Source organism: Streptomyces sp. NPDC111516 (assembly GCF_055635345.1).
Genome location: NZ_JBVKBV010000037.1, coordinates 1 through 15,642, shown reverse-complemented (window position 1 = coordinate 15,642; position 15,642 = coordinate 1). Strand labels below are relative to the sequence as shown.

Annotated in this window: 8 protein-coding genes; 1 reads left to right on the top strand and 7 read right to left on the bottom strand. The window is 70.3% G+C overall.

What is annotated here, in order from left to right:
- From ACZ7L9_RS35770 to ACZ7L9_RS35750, 5 genes are read right to left on the bottom strand one after another with little or no spacing between them, the layout of a single operon-like run.
- Complete coding sequence (locus tag ACZ7L9_RS35770) at positions 1-4,080, bottom strand: hypothetical protein (protein ID WP_471421701.1); 4,080 nt, start codon at positions 4,078-4,080, stop codon at positions 1-3.
- 9 nt (positions 4,081-4,089) lie between these two features.
- On the bottom strand, positions 4,090-4,974 hold the full coding sequence (locus tag ACZ7L9_RS35765; RefSeq protein WP_471421700.1) for a carbohydrate ABC transporter permease: 885 nt from the start codon (positions 4,972-4,974) through the stop codon (positions 4,090-4,092).
- Positions 4,971-5,933 carry a carbohydrate ABC transporter permease gene (locus ACZ7L9_RS35760; protein ID WP_471421699.1) on the bottom strand — a complete coding sequence of 321 codons (963 nt, stop codon included), beginning with the start codon at positions 5,931-5,933 and terminating at the stop codon, positions 4,971-4,973. Before ACZ7L9_RS35760 ends, ACZ7L9_RS35765 begins: the two co-directional genes overlap by 4 nt.
- The gene (locus ACZ7L9_RS35755) at positions 5,930-7,237 is read right to left on the bottom strand and encodes an extracellular solute-binding protein (RefSeq protein ID WP_471421698.1); all 1,308 of its coding nucleotides are present in this window, start codon (positions 7,235-7,237) and stop codon (positions 5,930-5,932) included. The genes ACZ7L9_RS35760 and ACZ7L9_RS35755 overlap by 4 nt, the downstream gene beginning before the upstream one ends.
- On the bottom strand, positions 7,234-10,158 hold the full coding sequence (locus ACZ7L9_RS35750; protein WP_471421697.1) for an alpha-L-rhamnosidase: 2,925 nt from the start codon (positions 10,156-10,158) through the stop codon (positions 7,234-7,236). The genes ACZ7L9_RS35755 and ACZ7L9_RS35750 overlap by 4 nt, the downstream gene beginning before the upstream one ends.
- 310 nt (positions 10,159-10,468) lie before the next feature.
- Here ACZ7L9_RS35750 and ACZ7L9_RS35745 point away from each other — a divergent pair, with 310 nt between their 5' ends.
- Entirely contained in the window at positions 10,469-12,073 is a 1,605-nt protein-coding gene (locus tag ACZ7L9_RS35745; protein WP_471421696.1) for an alkaline phosphatase D family protein, read from the top strand.
- Positions 12,074-12,338: 265 nt separating this feature from the next.
- Here the strand turns inward: ACZ7L9_RS35745 and ACZ7L9_RS35740 are convergent, their stop codons facing one another.
- The gene (locus ACZ7L9_RS35740) at positions 12,339-14,726 is read right to left on the bottom strand and encodes a S8 family serine peptidase (RefSeq protein WP_471421721.1); all 2,388 of its coding nucleotides are present in this window, start codon (positions 14,724-14,726) and stop codon (positions 12,339-12,341) included.
- A gap of 327 nt (positions 14,727-15,053) precedes the next feature.
- Positions 15,054-15,488, bottom strand: a complete 435-nt coding sequence (locus ACZ7L9_RS35735; RefSeq protein ID WP_471421695.1) for a cupredoxin domain-containing protein — start codon at positions 15,486-15,488, stop codon at positions 15,054-15,056.
- Positions 15,489-15,642: the final 154 nt, after the last annotated feature.

Below are 15,642 nucleotides of genomic sequence, written 5' to 3'. Positions count from 1 at the left end.
TCAAACCGGCGGCTCGCCACCGACCTGCAGCCGTACGGGACCCAGCAGGCCGCTGACGCGCTGGCCCGGGAAGACGAAGTGGGTCGGGCTCGTCGCGTCCAGGCGGGGTGCCAGCGTCCCGAACACGGAGATGTCGAGGGTGTGGGCCCCGGGCCCGGCCAGGCCGGTCAGCTCGAACACGTACGGGGAACACACCCGCACCCCGGCGCCCGCGCCGTCGACCCGCACCTCCGCCGTCCCGCGAACCCGTCCGAGGTGGAGCCACACGCGCCCCGTGGCGGCCTCGGCGGGCAGGGTCACCACGCGGCGGTACCGCACCCCGCCGCTGTACTCGGCCAGGCCGCGTGTCTCCCAGTCGCCGACGCGAATCCGCCCGGGACCGACCTCGCAGCGCACCGGGCCGGCCAGCGCGGCACCCCCCTCGAACCCGGGACGGGTCCGGATGCGCAAGGCCGCAGTCCGGGGACCGGAGGGGCCACCGGCCGACAGATCGACCGCCACGGTCCGAACGCCCCGGGCGTCGACGGCGACGACGGGCGCGGTGTACTCGGCGCCGTCCACGAAGACAGCCGTTCCGCCGTGCACGTACGCGGTCAACCGGGTGGTCCCGGGCGGCAGTTCGCACCACAGCCACTCCACCGCTCCCCGGCTCCCCGGGGTCGCGCACCGGACCGGCACCACCGTGCCGTCGTCCGCGTCCGGGTCCAGCCAGGCGGCCCCCGGCAGTGGATGCGGGCGACGGCGCAGATACAGTGCGGCCGGGTCGCCCACCGGCTCGCGGCGCACCGCGACGGGCACACGCCCGCGCGCGCTCCCGGCCCACCACCGGGCGTCACTGTGTACGACTGCGACACGGTCGCCGTTCCCGTCCTCGAAGACCGCGTCCACCAGGACCGAGCGGTCGCCGTCGCCGGACGTCTCCACCATGATGTCGTTGTCGCCGATGCGCAGCGCCGCCGCCACGTCATGGCGTCGCACGCGCGGCACCGCGTGTTCGGCATAGGGGTCGAATCCCCCCTGTCTGCCCATCAGTTGCCCGTTGACGCGCAGGACGCAGGGGACACCCGCTGCCACTTGGACGACCGCCCGGGCGGGAAGCGTCGAGAGGTGCAACGTCGTGCCCATCGTTCCGGAAGTGTGAATCCACTCCGGGCGCCGGTAGCGCTCCGGATCGCGTACGAGTGCCACATGCGCCCGCAGGTCACAGTCCTGATCGGAGGTCAGTTCCAGTTCGAGCAGGCGGCGGCCCGCCGGTACTCGCACCGGGCCCATCGCGAGGTGGCCCCCGTCATCCAGGGGAACGGGGGCGCCGTCGAGCCGGGCCCGCTTCGTCGCAGCCGCCCCGATCGCCAGATGTCCGTCGAAGGACTCGTCCAGGAGAAGCTCCATGCACACCCGCACCGGCTCTCCGGCAGCCGTGGGCCCGATGTGCACGAACTCCTCCGGCACATGCCCCTTGGGCCCCAGGACCGCGCGGTGGACCGGGTCCTTGTACACGCCCAGCGTGTCGGACCATTCAAGGGTCACCGGGAAGTCGTGACCGGGACCGTCGCGGAGCGCGACCGCGCGCGGGCCGAACGTCGCGTGGACCGTGTCCACGGCCTGCTCATCGGCGCGGCCCGGCCCCATGGCCCAGCCGTCCCGGACACCGTCCTCCCCTGTCGCTTCCGTTCGATGCCGGAAGGTCCGGCACTCGGTGACCGCCGGGCCGGTGGGCGGGCCGGTCGCGGGGCGGGCGAAGTCGCCCCAGGTGTTGTCGAGGGTCGGGACGAGCGTCATGTCCCAGTCCGCGCCCGGCGGGATCTCCACGGTGGCGACGGCGGGTGCGGCACCCGGTGTCCCGGGCGCTTCGGACGTGGCCGTCCGCACGGTCCGGGCCGGCAGGACCAGCACCGCCGCGGGACCCGTGTCGAAGGGGACGTCGACCTCGACGGCCCGGGCATCGTCATCGGCGGGACGCACCGGCAGCGTCCGGGGCGCGCCGCCGAACGGGTCGACCAGGACGGCCGGGCCCCCCACGTCCCGTACCCGCACCCGTGTGCCGAGCGCGTAGCGGCCCGGGTCGAAGTCGTATCGGGCATCCAGCCAGCCGAGCGCGGCACCCCGGGCATCGGGGGCCGCGACGGCCGCCCGGGTCGCCCGCGGGGCGGCCGCGGTCAGGAATACCACCGTGGTGTCGTCCACACGCCGCGCGAGTGCGGGAACCGGGGCCCGGACCACTGGGTGCACCCCCGAGAGCGCCGCGGAGAGCGCCTCGGCCATATCGCCCGCCCCGGGGACGAAAACGGCCCGGCCGTCCGCGAAGCACGCGCGCAGCTCAGCGAGAACACCGGCCGCTTCGCGGCCGATAACGTGCTCGGGGAGGGCGCCGAGAGCGATCAACATCCCACCGGAAGAGGCGAATTCGACGAGCCGTCGTGCCGTGTCGTGCTCGAGGACGGTGCACGCGGGCAGCACGATCGCGGCGTACGCCTCGTCCGAGACCCTCAGCCGCACTCCGTCGTCCGACGGCGTGACCCGGGCGCTCGCCAGGGATGCGTCGTCGATGACGTCGGCATCGAGACCGAGCTGGTCCATGATGCCTGGACGGCTGCGGAACCAGGCCATGTCACCGGTGAGTTGCAGATATGTGGACTGTGCCCGCGCCGCCGCGTCCGTCACCCCGTCCATGGCCGTACCGGCCTGGGCCGTGGTGGTGGGCAGCAGGATTGCGATGTCGCACAGATGGTGTCCGAGGCTCAGGATCGCGCACAGCCGGGTCACGGCGTCGGCGAAGACACGGTGGTGGCGCCAGTACGGTTGACGCCAGTCGGTCGCGGGCGGCGCCCACTCCCACCAGCCGCCCTTCGTCGTGTAGTAGACGGCATGCGGGTTGTAAAGAGTCGCACCGGCGCGGAGCCACGGCAGCAGCCAGTCGAACGTCTCCTCCAGCGTGCCGCCCCAGCCGGTGGAGTGGAAAGCCTCGATCCAGGTGCGGGCGTGGCCGTAGAGATGGGCCAGCGAGGAGTGGATACGGGCGTCCCCGTGGTGGTCGGAGCCGGGGGCCGAGAACCAGCGGTGCGTGCGGGCGTAATCGGCGTACAACTCCACGCCCGCCAAGGGGTGTCCGGCGCGGGCGGGGTCCTGCTGGTCGCAGCCGATGCGCAGGCCGTGCCGGTCGTGCCACGTGGCCAGCGGCCGGAAGAACGCCTCCTCGGCCAGCTCGGCGCGGGTGACCTGATAGTCACGCCGGATCCGGTGGGCGTCCGGATCGCCGCTGCCGTCGTACATGGCGTCGAGCCGCGCGGTGATGTCGTACCCGCGAAGGCGCCCAAAGGCGTCGGCGAATCCGGTCGACCAGGTGGGCAGGGACGGCAGCTCGTCCTGGAACGAGCCGACGACGACCGTCCCCAGCCGGTCGCCGAGCCGGCGTTCGAACTCCCCGTGCACCCGGTCCAGCAGAGCCGCACACGCCGTCGAACCGAGGTAGTCGAAGCCGAGCGGCACATGATGATGGAGCGTCAGACGCCATCGGCCCGGACCGGGCGCCCGTACGACCCCGTCGTCCACCGCGACCGGAACCGACGGACCGGCCGTACGGCCGGCGGCGTCGACCGGTTCGGCGCGGCCTGCGAGAGGCGTCCCGTCCGGGGGACACCGCAGTTCTCCGGTCCGCAGCGTCGTGGAGTCGACGACGGCACGCACGCGGTCGAGCCGACGGCCCGCGTGGGCGGGCTGCTCGTCGACGAGGCGCGCCTGGAGGTCGGCACCGGAGAAGCCGAGCTGGTCGTAGAACCACAGGCTCGCACCCAGTTCGCGGGCGTCCTCGCACACGCCGTCGAGCAGAGCCCACCATGCGTCGGACAGAAAGGGCGGGTCGTCGGCGTCGGAGCCGAACAGCGGGCCCGAGGGCGCCAGATTGAGGAGAACGAGGTTGTGCACACCGCCCTCGGTGAACCGTTCCAACTGCGCCCGCAGCCGTGCGCGGTCGAGCCGTTCCCCGCTCCACCACCAGATGGCGGTGGGCGAGAAGGCGCGCGGCGGCTCCGTGAGGACCGCGGCGATGCCCGGGGGGAGCGGTGGGTGCACCGGGTGTGTCATGAGATGTCCTCAGCCCTTGAGACCGCCCGCGAAACCCTTGATCACATAGCGTTGGAGGAGCACGAAGACCACCAGGATCGGCAGTGCCGCCAGCACCAGTCCGGCGAAGACGAGCCCGTAGTCGGAGACGTACTGGCCGACGAACGCGAACACGCCGACGGGCACGGTCTCCTTGTCGGAGCCGCCCAGGTAGAGCAGCGGCGTGAAGAAGTCGTTCCAGATGAACACGGCGTTCAGGATGATCACGGTGCCGGTGATGGGACGCAGCAGGGGGAAGACGATCCGGGTGAACGCCTGTCGGTGGTTGCAGCCGTCGATGAGCGCCGCCTGCGCGTAGTCCTGCGGCAGGGCCCGGATGAATCCGGTGTAGAGGAAGACGGTGAACGGGAGTTGGATCCCCGTGTAGAAGAACACCATGCCCTGGTACGTGCCGAGCCAGCCCAGGTCGTCGACGAGTTTGTACAGCGGAATCATGCCGAGCTGGAACGGCAGCACGATGCCCAGCAGGAACAGGATGTACAGCCCGTAGCCGAGACCGCGGGCGCGGCGCGCGAGGTAGTACGCCCCCGTGGAACCCAGCACGATGAGGAGCAGCAGGCTCGCGACGGTGATGATCGTGCTGTTGAGCAGGGCGGGCCCCAGCGACGCGGAGGACCAGGCATCGCCGAAATTGGCGAAGGTGGGCGGGGAGGGCGGCGAGAGGGGCGATTCGGAGATCTGCCGGGGGTCCTTCATTGCCAGCGTGACCAGGGCGTACACCGGGAACAGGAACACGACGGCGACCGCGATCATGACCAGTTCGAGGGCGTACCGCCCGTACCGCGGTCCACGGCCCCGGTGCGCTCCGCGTTCGGGTCCCTTTTTCGCGGGCCCGCGGGTCGTTGCGATGCTCACGCGATGACCTCCCTCGCGCGCAGATAACGGAGCTGGACCAGGGAGACCGCGGCGACGAACAGCGCGAGGACGAGGGCGACGGCGGTGCTGTAGCCGAACTTCCCGTAGACGAACGCCTCCTTGTACAGCACGGTCGACAGCGTCTCGCTGGAGGTGCCGGGGCCGCCGTTGGTGGCGGCGTAGACCTGGTCGAAGAGTTTGAGGCCGCCGATGGTCGACAGCATGAGGTTGATCGTCAGGGCCGGGGCCAGCAGCGGCCAGGTGACATAGCGGAAGCGCTGCCACGAGCCCGCGCCGTCGATCCGTGCGGCCTCGTGGAGTTCGGCGGGTACGCCCTGGAGGCCGGCGAGGAAGACGACCATCGAGTATCCGGCGTACTGCCACACGACCATCGCCGCGACGGACCACAGGGCGAGCGACGGATCGCCGAGCCAGTCCTGACGCAGACCGCCGAGCCCGATCGCGCCGAGGACACCGTTGAGTCCGGCACCGTTCTCGGGGTTGTAGACGTACTTCCACAGGATCGCGACCATGACCGGGCTGACGACGGCCGGCGCGAAGAAGATCAGGCGCAGCAGCGCACGGGACTTGATGTTGGTGTGGACGCCGAGCGCGAGCAGCAGGCCGACGCCGTTCTGGACGACGACCACGGCGAAGGTGAGGAGCAGGGTGTTGCCGACGGACTCCAGGGCCCGGCCGTCGTCGAGCAGCGTGCGGAAGTTGTCGAGGCCGGTGAAGGAGAAGCCGCCGATGCCGGACCAGTCGGTGAAGGCGTACATCACCCCGGCCAGGCTCGGGTACAGGACGACGACGCCGTACACGACGAGTGCCGGGACCACGAAGATCCACGAAGGGGTGGTGTGGTCGCGGTGCCGGACCGGGCGGCCGGAGCCGGTCCTCGGTCCGCCTCCGGCCTCGCCGACCGTGCCCGGGTCGGCCTTCTGGGAGGTGCTCGTCACGGCTTCTTCCCGTAGGCCTCGTCCATCTGCCCGAGCGCGCCATCCACGTCCGTCTTGCCTGCGAGGAGGTTCTGTACGGCGGCGAAATGGGCGGGCTGCACCTCGGCGTTGGGCCAGTTCTGGTCCATGAACGGGACGGCCCGGTTGTCGTCGATGACGGGCAGGAAGTCTTTGAGGACGGGGTCGATCCTGGTGGACCCGTCACGCTTGAACGGGATCGCGGCGACGGACTGCGCCCAGCGGTCCACGTTCTCCTGCTTGCCGAGGAATTCGATGAACCGCTTCGCCCCGGCGTTCTTCTTTGACCGTGCGGAGACGCCGAGGCCGACGACGATGCCTGCCGGAATCCACAGATTGGCAGCATCGTCACCGCCGGGGAAGGGGAACATGCCGAGATCGTCCGGTGTCCTCGTGGCCTGACGGAAGTTGGCGAGCACGGCGGAGACCTGGACGGCCATCGCGGCCTTGCCGCTCGCGACCATCGACGTCTGCTGCTCGTACGTCGTTCCGTTGGGGTTGTCGTTGAAGAAGCCCCGGCGCTGCAACTCCTGGTACTTCCCCATCGCATCGGCCCAGCCGGAGCCGCGGAAGTGCGCCTTTCCGGCGGCCATCTCGGCGTCGAATCCGGGGTTCTTCGCGTAGACGGCGTTGGGGACCAGCGCGTACGTGATCAGTTGGGTGACCCAGGGAGTCTGGGCGCCGAGTGCGATCGGAATGACCCCCTTGGCCTTCAACTCGGCGCAGACGTGCAGCAGTTCGCTCCACGTCCTGGCTGGCTGGACGCCGGCCTTCGCGAAGGCCTTCTTGTTGTAGATGGCGCCGATGGCGCTGCTTCCCGCCGAATAAAGATACGTCTTTCCCTGGTGCCGGTACGCGGGGTGGAAGTTCGCCGGGACCTCCTTCGTCCATGTCTGGTCGCTGAGGTCGGCGAGCAGTCCGGCCTTGGCCAGCTCGACCATGGACATGGCGCTGCCGCTGCCGGGATAGAGCACGTGGACATCGGGGGCGTTGCCCCCCGCGAGCTGGGTGCGCACCACGGTCTGCACCTGGTCCGTGGGCGCGAAGGAGGTGGCGAACTCGTCGTCGGGGTGGGACTTGCGATACAGCCCGACCAGCTCCTCGACCGGCTTCTGCTGGTCGGCGACGCCGACGATGCGCAGCTTGCCGGAGCCGCTGCCCGAATCCGAGCAGGCCGTCAGCGCGGGCGGAAGGGCGGCGAGCGCCGCGACCCCGCCGCCGATACGGAGAAACCCCCGGCGGCCGACCGCGCCCCGGCCCGGCCGGCTGTGAGAACCCGTCGTCATGGTGTGCCCTCCTCGTGCGATCGGGCGGGCGAGGGATTCGCCGCCGGTCCTGATGTGCGTCGGCTCGGAGTGAGCGACGGCCGGGCCCGGGCCTCCGGAGGCGCCGCGGCGTGGCCGTCTGCCGGTGGACAGGTCGCGGTGAAGCGGTACGCGCCCGAGGACACACGGTGGAGAACATGGTCGGAGGCGGTCGCGATCCATGTGATGTGGCGGTCGTCGGCCCTCGTCGGCACACCCGATTCGCGGATCGAGCGCGGGTCCGTGGTGGGCACGTACACATCGGCGGTGGCGCCGGGCGGCACCAGTACGCACAAGGTCAACCGGTCGCCCTGCCGCTCCCAGCTCACCTCGACGGTGCCGCGGACCGATTCGTGGCGGGCGCTCGCGCGGTGCAGGGCGCCGGGACGGGGCCGGATCCGCAGCTGCCGGTATCCGGCGGAGTCCGGCGCCTGGTCGAGGCCGGCGACACCGCGGTAGAGCCACTCGCCGATCGACCCGAGCGCGTAGTGGTTGAAGGAGTTCATCGACGGTGCGCGGAACCCCGTCTCAGGGGTCCATCCGTCCCAGCGTTCCCAGATCGTCGTGGCGCCCTGCCGCAGCGGAAACCGCCACGACGGCACTTCGGCACGGTTCAGCAGGGCGTGGGCGAGGTCGGCCCGCCCGTGTGCGTCGAGGACGGGCGCGGCGAGCGCGACCCCGAGGAAACCGGTCAGGAGGGCGGGCCCGGCGGACTCGACGAGTGCGGCGAGACGGTCTGCGGCGGCGTCCACGAGATCTCCGGGCAGCAACTCGAAGGCGAGCGCGAGGAGATAGCCGGTCTGGGTGTCTCCGGCGATCCGTACGGTGGGAGGCCCGGCGCCGGCTCGCTCGACGGTGACGAAGTGCTCGGCGAACGTGCTCCGGATGTCGTCGGCCAGCCGGTGGTAGCGGTCCCGGACGTCCTTCCGGCCCAGGACATCGGCGGCTTTCGCCGTGAGGCGGGCACTGTGCGCGAAACAGGCCGTGGCGACGACGTCGCGCGGAGTGGGGGTGCCGGGTGCGAGCCAGTCCGAGAAGTGTGGACCCACCCGCCTGCGCCAGACCAGATCCGGGTTATGACGGTGAATCAGGTCGATCCAGGCGCACATGCCGTCCAGCGCCCGGGCGAGGAACCGCGGATCGTCGTAGCAGCGGTACAGGTGCCACGGGATGATCACACCCGCGTCGCCCCAGCCCGGTGCGCCCTCGTCGCAGACGCCCACGAGACGCGGGGCGACATTGGAGAAGCCACCGTCGGGGGTGCGGGCGTCATCGATGTCGCGCAGCCACTTGGTGAAGAACGCGGCGACGTCCGCGTTGAGCGCCGCCGTGGGCAGGAACACCTGCGCGTCGGCCAGCCAGCCGAGCCGCTCGTCGCGCTGCGGACAGTCCGTGGGCACACTGACGAAGTTCGAGCGCTGCCCCCACGCGACACACTCGTGGAGCCGGCGCAGCTCCGTGTCCGAGCAGTCGAACTCCCCGGCCCACGGGGTGTCGCTGTGCAGCGCCACGGCGACGACATCGGACTCGGCCGGCTCCGGAATCCCGCTGATCTCGACGTACCGGAACCCGTGGTACGTGAAGCGCGGCTCGAACACGATGTGGGCGCGCCCGTCCCCGATGAGCACGTCGGTCGCGGCGGCGGTGCGCAGATTGGCCGTGTACAGCCGGTCCGAGTCGTCGAGCACCTCGGCATGGCGGATCACGACCCGTGCGCCGGCGGCGAGTTCACCGACCCGCAGCCGCACCCGCCCGGCCAGGTTCTGGCCGAAGTCGACGATGTGGGTGTCCGGAGAAATACGTGTGACCGAGCGCGGGTGCAGCTCGGCCGTCGCCCGCACGGGCTCGTCGACGGACGCCACGAGCAGACGGTGATCGACGTCCGTCACCAGGGCCGGTGACCAGTCGGAGTCGTCGAAGCCGGGCAGTTCCCAGCCGTCGGCGGCGTGGCGCAGGTCATGGCACTCGCCCATCAGCAGATCCGCGTGACGGATGACTCCCGTACTGCTGCGCCATGTCCCGTCGGTGACGATCGCGGTGCTCCGGCCCTCCGGACCGGTGAGGTGAAGTTCGGCCAGGAACTGGGGAAACGTGCCGTAGTGGGCCCCGGCCCGGCGCGGTTCGAAGCCGACGAATCCGCTCCACCAGCCGTCGGCGACGGTCGCGGCGAGTACGTTCTCGCCCTCGCGCAGCAACTCGCCCACGTCGTACGTCTGGTACTGGACACGGTGGTGGTAATCGGTCCAGCCGGGCGCGAGTTCGGCGTCGCCGACCCGTACGCCGTTGAGCCGGACCTCGTACAGGCCGCGCGCGCTGACATGGAGCCGGGCATGCGCGCCCGCCGAGGCGGTGAAGGTGCGTCGCAGCACAGGGCACGGGGCCAGCCCGTGGTCGTCGAGTGCGAACTCGCCTTCGGTGGGCGCGTCCATGACCTCGACCGGCTGCGGATCATGAGTGATCCACGACGCCCGCCACGCCCTCGCGTCGGTGCAGGCCGTCTCGAACCAGGACGTGGCCTCGGCGGGCGCGGCCGATCCGGCCGGCCAGACGGAGACCCGCCAGTGATAGCGCGTACGGCTCCGGAGGGCGGATCCCGCGTACCCGACACCGGTCGCGTCCCGGTCCGCCACCCGGCCCGTGTCCCAGCGTAGTTGACCGCACCCGTCCAGATCCTCGGGGTGTTCGGCGACCCGGACCCGGTAGGCCACGGGGTCGTCGCCACGATGGTCGGACGCCAGCCGCCAGGAGAGCCGGGGCGCGGTTTCGTCGATCCCCAGCGGGGTGGTGCGATGTTCGCACCGCAGGCCGTACGGCCGGAGCGTCCGGTCTCCGGGACGGTGGCCGGCCGCTGTTCCTTCGGCGGGGCGGGAGGCGGGCACATCCGCTGCCGAGGAACCGGACACGAGCACGTCCTTCCGTCGCACCGAATTTCCCGATGTGAAATCTAACGTTAATTCTGTGGCGTGGAGACTATGAGCCGCCCTGAAGGGTGTCAAGGGTGTTGCCGACGCTGCACCCGGTCGCCTCGGGCGATGGCCGATGTCTCCCCAACTGACCGCTTGTGAACGGCATTGCGACCACCGGCGCGTGGTCTTGTGGCGTGTGATTCCCCTGTGATATTCAGCATGTGATTACCACATGGGTGGACGTGAAATCACGCGCCGATCCCACTTCGTACCGCACGGGATCCCGCCCGACGAAGGGACGAGTTTCATGCGACTCAACAGTGGGGCAGGCGGCACCGGAGGGTTCGGCAGACGGGTGATGCTCGGCGGGACGGTCGGTATGGCCCTTGCCGCGGCCGGCCTGTCGGCGGGCAGCGCCTGGGGTGACGCGCCTTTCCATGACGACCCGTTCACCTTGGGAGTCGCCTCCGGCGATCCCTGGCCGGACGGATTCGTTCTGTGGACCCGTCTCGCGCCCCAGCCCCTCGCTCCCGACGGGGCCGGAGGCATGCCGCCGTACGCCGTCGACGTCCAGTGGGAGGTTGCCCGCGACGAACGCTTCCGGTCCGTCGTACGCCGGGGGCGGACGCGGGCGGTGCCCGAACTGGCCCACTCCGTCCACATCGAGGTCTCCGGACTGCAACCGGGCAGGCACTACTACTACCGCTTCCGCGCGGGCGGCGTGCACAGCCCGGTCGGCCGCACCCGCACCGCACCCCCGTCGCACAGCCGCCCCAAGGAACTCGACTTCGCCTTCGTCTCCTGTCAGGCGTGGTTCGAAGGCTTCTACACCGCCTACCGGCACCTCGCCGAGGAGGACGTCGACCTGGTCCTGCACCTCGGCGACTACATCTACGAGAACGCCATCGACGCCATGGGTGGCGTACGCAACGTCCCCGTCGCCGCCGAACTGCGCCCCGAACCGATGGACCTCGTGCAGTACCGCAACCGCCACGCCCTCCACCGCTTCGACCCCGACCTGATCGCCGCCCACCAGGTCCACCCGTTCGCCGTCGTCTGGGACGACCACGAGGTCGAGGACAACTGGGCACGCGACAAGTCCAAGGTCGACGACGAACCCGATCAGGACCCGGTGGTCTTCCGGCAACGCGCGGCGGCGGCCTTCCAGGCGTACTACGAACACCTGCCGCTGCGATTGCCGAACAAGCCGAACGGCTTCGAGGCACGGATGTACCGCAGCCTGCGCTACGGCCGGATGGCCACCTTCCACATCCTCGACACCCGGCTCTTCCGCGACGACCAGCCCTGTGGCGACGGCACGAAGAGCGGCTGCGACGAACGGCTCACCCCCGGCCGCACCATCCTCGGCCCGGAGCAGGAGCAGTGGCTCCACCGCAGCCTCGGACACTCCGACACGACATGGAACATGATCTCCCAGCAGATTCCCGTGACCCAGGTCGACACCGATCCCGGCCCCGGCCAGTCGTTCGTGATGGACTTCTGGGACGGTTACGTGGACGCGCGACAACGGCTGTTCAAGGAGATCACCGACCGTGGCGTCAGCAACCCCGTCGTCCTCACCGGTGACATGCACCGTCACCTCGCCGCCGATCTCAAGCAGAACTTCGACGACCCGGAATCGCCCACGATCGGCGTCGAGTTCGTCGGTTCGTCCATCTCCACCACGAAGGACGGGATGGACCTGGACCCGTCCGGCGCCCGGCTCCTCGCGGCCAACGATCACATCAAGTTCACCAACTTCCAGCGTGGTTACGTACGTTGCGCACTGACCCGGGAGAGCTGCCGGGCCGACTTCCGGGTCCTCCCGTACGTCACCACCCCCGGCGCCCCCGTCTCGACCCGCACGTCGCTCGTGACCGAGTCGGGCCGCCCCGGGATCCAGCCCGCCTGAGAAGCACCGGCCGCCCCTGCCGGGAGAGCGGCAGGGGCGGCCGGTGCCGGGCGTGTCCCCCCCACGAAGACGACGTACTCCAGGCCCATGAAGAACAGGTCGGCCTTGACCTGTCCGACAGCAGCGATGCGGCCCGCACCGGAGGTCGGTGCGGGCCGCAGACGCAGAGCGCGCGGGTCAGCGCTGGCTGACCCAGGTGAGGATCTGCTCGGCGAAGTTCTGACCGAAGACCTTGCAGGCTCGGGAGCCCGTCCTTGTCAGGGTGTTACTTGACCGCGAAGGCGCGGATGACGGTCTGTGTCACGGTGTTGCCGTTGCTGTCCGTCGCGGCCGCGCGGATGGAGACGTGCGACGCCGACTTCGGCGCCTGCAGCTTGGCCTGACAGGAGGTTCCGGACTGCTCCAGGTCGGCCTGCTGCCAGGTGGCTCCGTCGTCGTAGGAGACCTCCAGTCCGGTCGAGGTCACCTTGCCCGCGTCCGGGGCGCCGTCGATGGTCGACGGGGTGACGGTCAGGTCGGTGTTGCGGTGGGCGTAGCCGTTCCCGTCGGTCTCCACCCCGTAGTCGAACTGGATCAGCGGCAGGAACTGGACGCTGTCGGTGTGGCCCGACATGAAGGTCCACTCGGTGTGGGTGCTGGCGGACAGGGGGCTCACCGAGGGCCAGGTGCTGTCGTTGACCCGGGGGTGCTGGATGGGCGAGAACCAGTTCACGTCCGTGGTGGTGCCGGCCTGGTACGTGAGCCGGGTGGACCGCTCCTCCAGCAGACCGGGGATGGACGCCTGCTCGTACCACTGGTTCTTGCCATCGGTGGACACCCAGTCGGTGCGCTCCCGGGGCATGGGAGTCTTGAGGGCGAAACCGGTCGCGTAGCTGGTGTAGGAGGGGATGTCCCAGCGGAACTCGGCACCGTCGGCCGCGTTACCGCCGTTGACCCGGGCGAGGTTGTCCTTGGTTGCCCGGTAGGTGAGGTCCGCCGGGATCATGCCGTCATGGCGCTCGACCAGGTCGTAGGCGTAGTCGCTGACCGGCTTCGAGGTCACCGTGAGCGTGGCGGTGCCCTGCTGTGCCTGGGCGATGAGTTCCTCGCCCTCGGCCGTGGTGAGCGAGGCCACCGCGATGGGCGAGCTCACCGGGTAGTCCCCGTACCAACTGCTCAGCCGGCCGGGCTGGTCGTTGACGACGAGCAGCAGCTTCACCCCGGCGGCAACGGCGGCCGCGGCCTGCTGGGGGGCGGTGACGCTGTCGCTGCGGCGGACCACCGCGACCTTGCCCGAGACGTCCAGGCCGGCGTAGTCGGAGGCGGCACCCTGGCCGGCGTGGACGACCGGGAGCTTCCAGTGGCCGTCGGGCAGCAGGGTGGAGCCGGCCTGCGGCAGCACATCGTCGAAGCTGCGGGTCTTGGAGGCCACGGTGAGCCGCGTCTGCACGGAGCGCCAGCGGGTGGTGAAGGCGAAGTCGCCGTCCTTGACCTTGGTGGTGTCGCTCTCGGCCCAGATGCTGTCGTACCACACCGGCAGCAGGTAGCCGGACTGCAGCGTGCTGCCCTCGCCGGAGCGGTAGTACTCCATCCGGGTCGAGAGCGGGCTGCTCTCCTTGGGCGTCACGGCGCGCACCTCGTGCGTCCGGGTGCCGTCGAGCACCACGGTGGTGTCCTTGTCGAGCTTCACCTCGGGGTTGCCGAGAAGTGCGATACCGAGCGAGTCGGGGCCGCCCGCGCCCTGCACCTTGGCCACCATCATCGCCGAGTAGGTGCCCGCTTCGAGACGTGCGTCGGCCTCACCGGAGTCGTTGAGGGTCAGGTACTCCGGATACTCCCACCCGAGCTTGAGTAGTTCGACGTTGCCGGTCAGTGGCTTGCCGGCGCGGTCGCGGGCCTTGAGGTGGAGCGTGTAGCGCTCGTTCTCCTTGCTGATGCCGATGGTGGTGTGGGCGCTCAGCGCGCCGGTCGCGTCGTACGCCTTGACCTGGCCGGTCACCTTGCTGTCGGACGCCAGCGTGGCGGGGTCGGCGGTGAGCGTCACCTGCTGCGTGCCGTGCGCCGGGACGGTGACGTGGTCCGTGGAGAGCGAGAAGAGTCCGGCGGGGGCGCCGGCCGCGTCGGTCTTCAGGTCGAGGGTGGCGGCGGTGTCGCCGGTGTTGGTGTAGGTGATGGTCTTCTCGGACTTCTTGTCCGCGTCGTGCGGCCAGGCGTAGAAGCCGGAGTAGGCCGAACCGGTCGCGAAGACGGTGTCGGAGGCTGCGGCCTTGACGTCGACCCGGCCGCTGCCGCCCTGGTAGGCGGTGTAGTTCGGGGTTTCCTTGGCCGTGCTGACCAGGGCGTCCTTGATCTGCTGTCCGGTCCAGTCCGGGTGCTCCTGGGCCAGCAGCACCGCGGCGCCTGCCACGTGCGGCGTGGCCATCGAGGTCCCGCTCAGGGTGGTGTAGTAGCCCGAGCCCGAGGAGGCGTACTGCGAGCGGGCGGCGAGCACATTGACGCCGGGGCCGGTGAGGTCGGGCTTGAGGGCGTCGTCACCCAGGCGCGGGCCCTGGCTGGAGAAGTAGGCCAGCTTGTCGGCGGTGTCGACCGCGCCGACGGTGAGGGCGGAGTCCGCGGCGCCGGGGGAGCCGATGGTGTACGGGGCACCGGCGTTGCCTGCGGCGATGACGAACAGCGTGCGGTTTCTCCATGCTCTGGCCGTGCCGCGTCAATCCATAGGCGTGATCTTGCGACCGGTGGGCGTTTCCCGGACGCTGTCGGTTCGGCGGGCTTTCACGAAGCTCGTCATGGCGTCTTCGAAGGCCGCCGCACGCGCGAGAACGCTTGTGGCTGCGGCAGTGCTGGGCGCGGTGAGCGCGCCCGGGTGCGCAAATCACAACTGCTTTACGGCTTCGTCGACTTGACGTCCCGACGCAGGTCCGGCCCGTGGCGCACAACCGCTGGTGACAGACGGTGCGCCCGGGCCGGAATCGCGTGCTCCGCCGGCCGGGGACCGCGCGCGTCACCGAACGGTGAGCGAACCCTTCATGTACGGATGAATGGTGCAGATGTACGGGTAGGTGCCGGGCTTGGCCGGGGCGGTGAAAGTAGCCGTCTTCCCCGGCGCGACATCACCGGTGTCGAACGTCTTCCCGGTGGTGGCGCCGGTGGTGGCGGTCACCGTGTGGGCCACGGCGTCCTCATTGACGACGGTGATCAGGGCGCCTGCGGGGACCTTCAGTTGGGCCGGTGCGAACGCGAAGTTCTTGATCGTGATCCGTGCCTTGCCGACCGGGGACGGCGAAGGGGACGCGGAGGCCGAGGGGGAGGCGGAGGTGGAGGGTGTGGCGCTGGCGGGCGACGAACTGCCGCCGGCACGGTGCGAACAGCCGCCGACAGCGGCGGCCAACAGCCCCACCGCGATCACGGTGGCGGCTGTCCTCGCATAGTTCCCCATCACAGGAGCTCCTCGGATCGGGCCGCTGCTTCGACGGCACTCTGGCCCGAAGGTTAGGCGCAATGCCGTTCGGTTAGGGGTTCGACTGGCGGCGCAACTCTCGGCGTTTCGGCTGGTGATACGGGTGCAGCCCTTGTAGTGGTTCTCGGGTCCG

Excerpts from the sequence above, each read along its gene's own strand:
- ACZ7L9_RS35745 (WP_471421696.1), top strand. The coding sequence starts at position 10,469 with ATGCGACTCAACAGTGGGGCAGGCGGCACCGGAGGGTTCGGCAGACGG.
- ACZ7L9_RS35735 (WP_471421695.1), bottom strand. The coding sequence starts at position 15,488 with ATGGGGAACTATGCGAGGACAGCCGCCACCGTGATCGCGGTGGGGCTG.
- ACZ7L9_RS35770 (WP_471421701.1), bottom strand. The coding sequence starts at position 4,080 with ATGACACACCCGGTGCACCCACCGCTCCCCCCGGGCATCGCCGCGGTC.
- ACZ7L9_RS35755 (WP_471421698.1), bottom strand. The coding sequence starts at position 7,237 with ATGACGACGGGTTCTCACAGCCGGCCGGGCCGGGGCGCGGTCGGCCGC.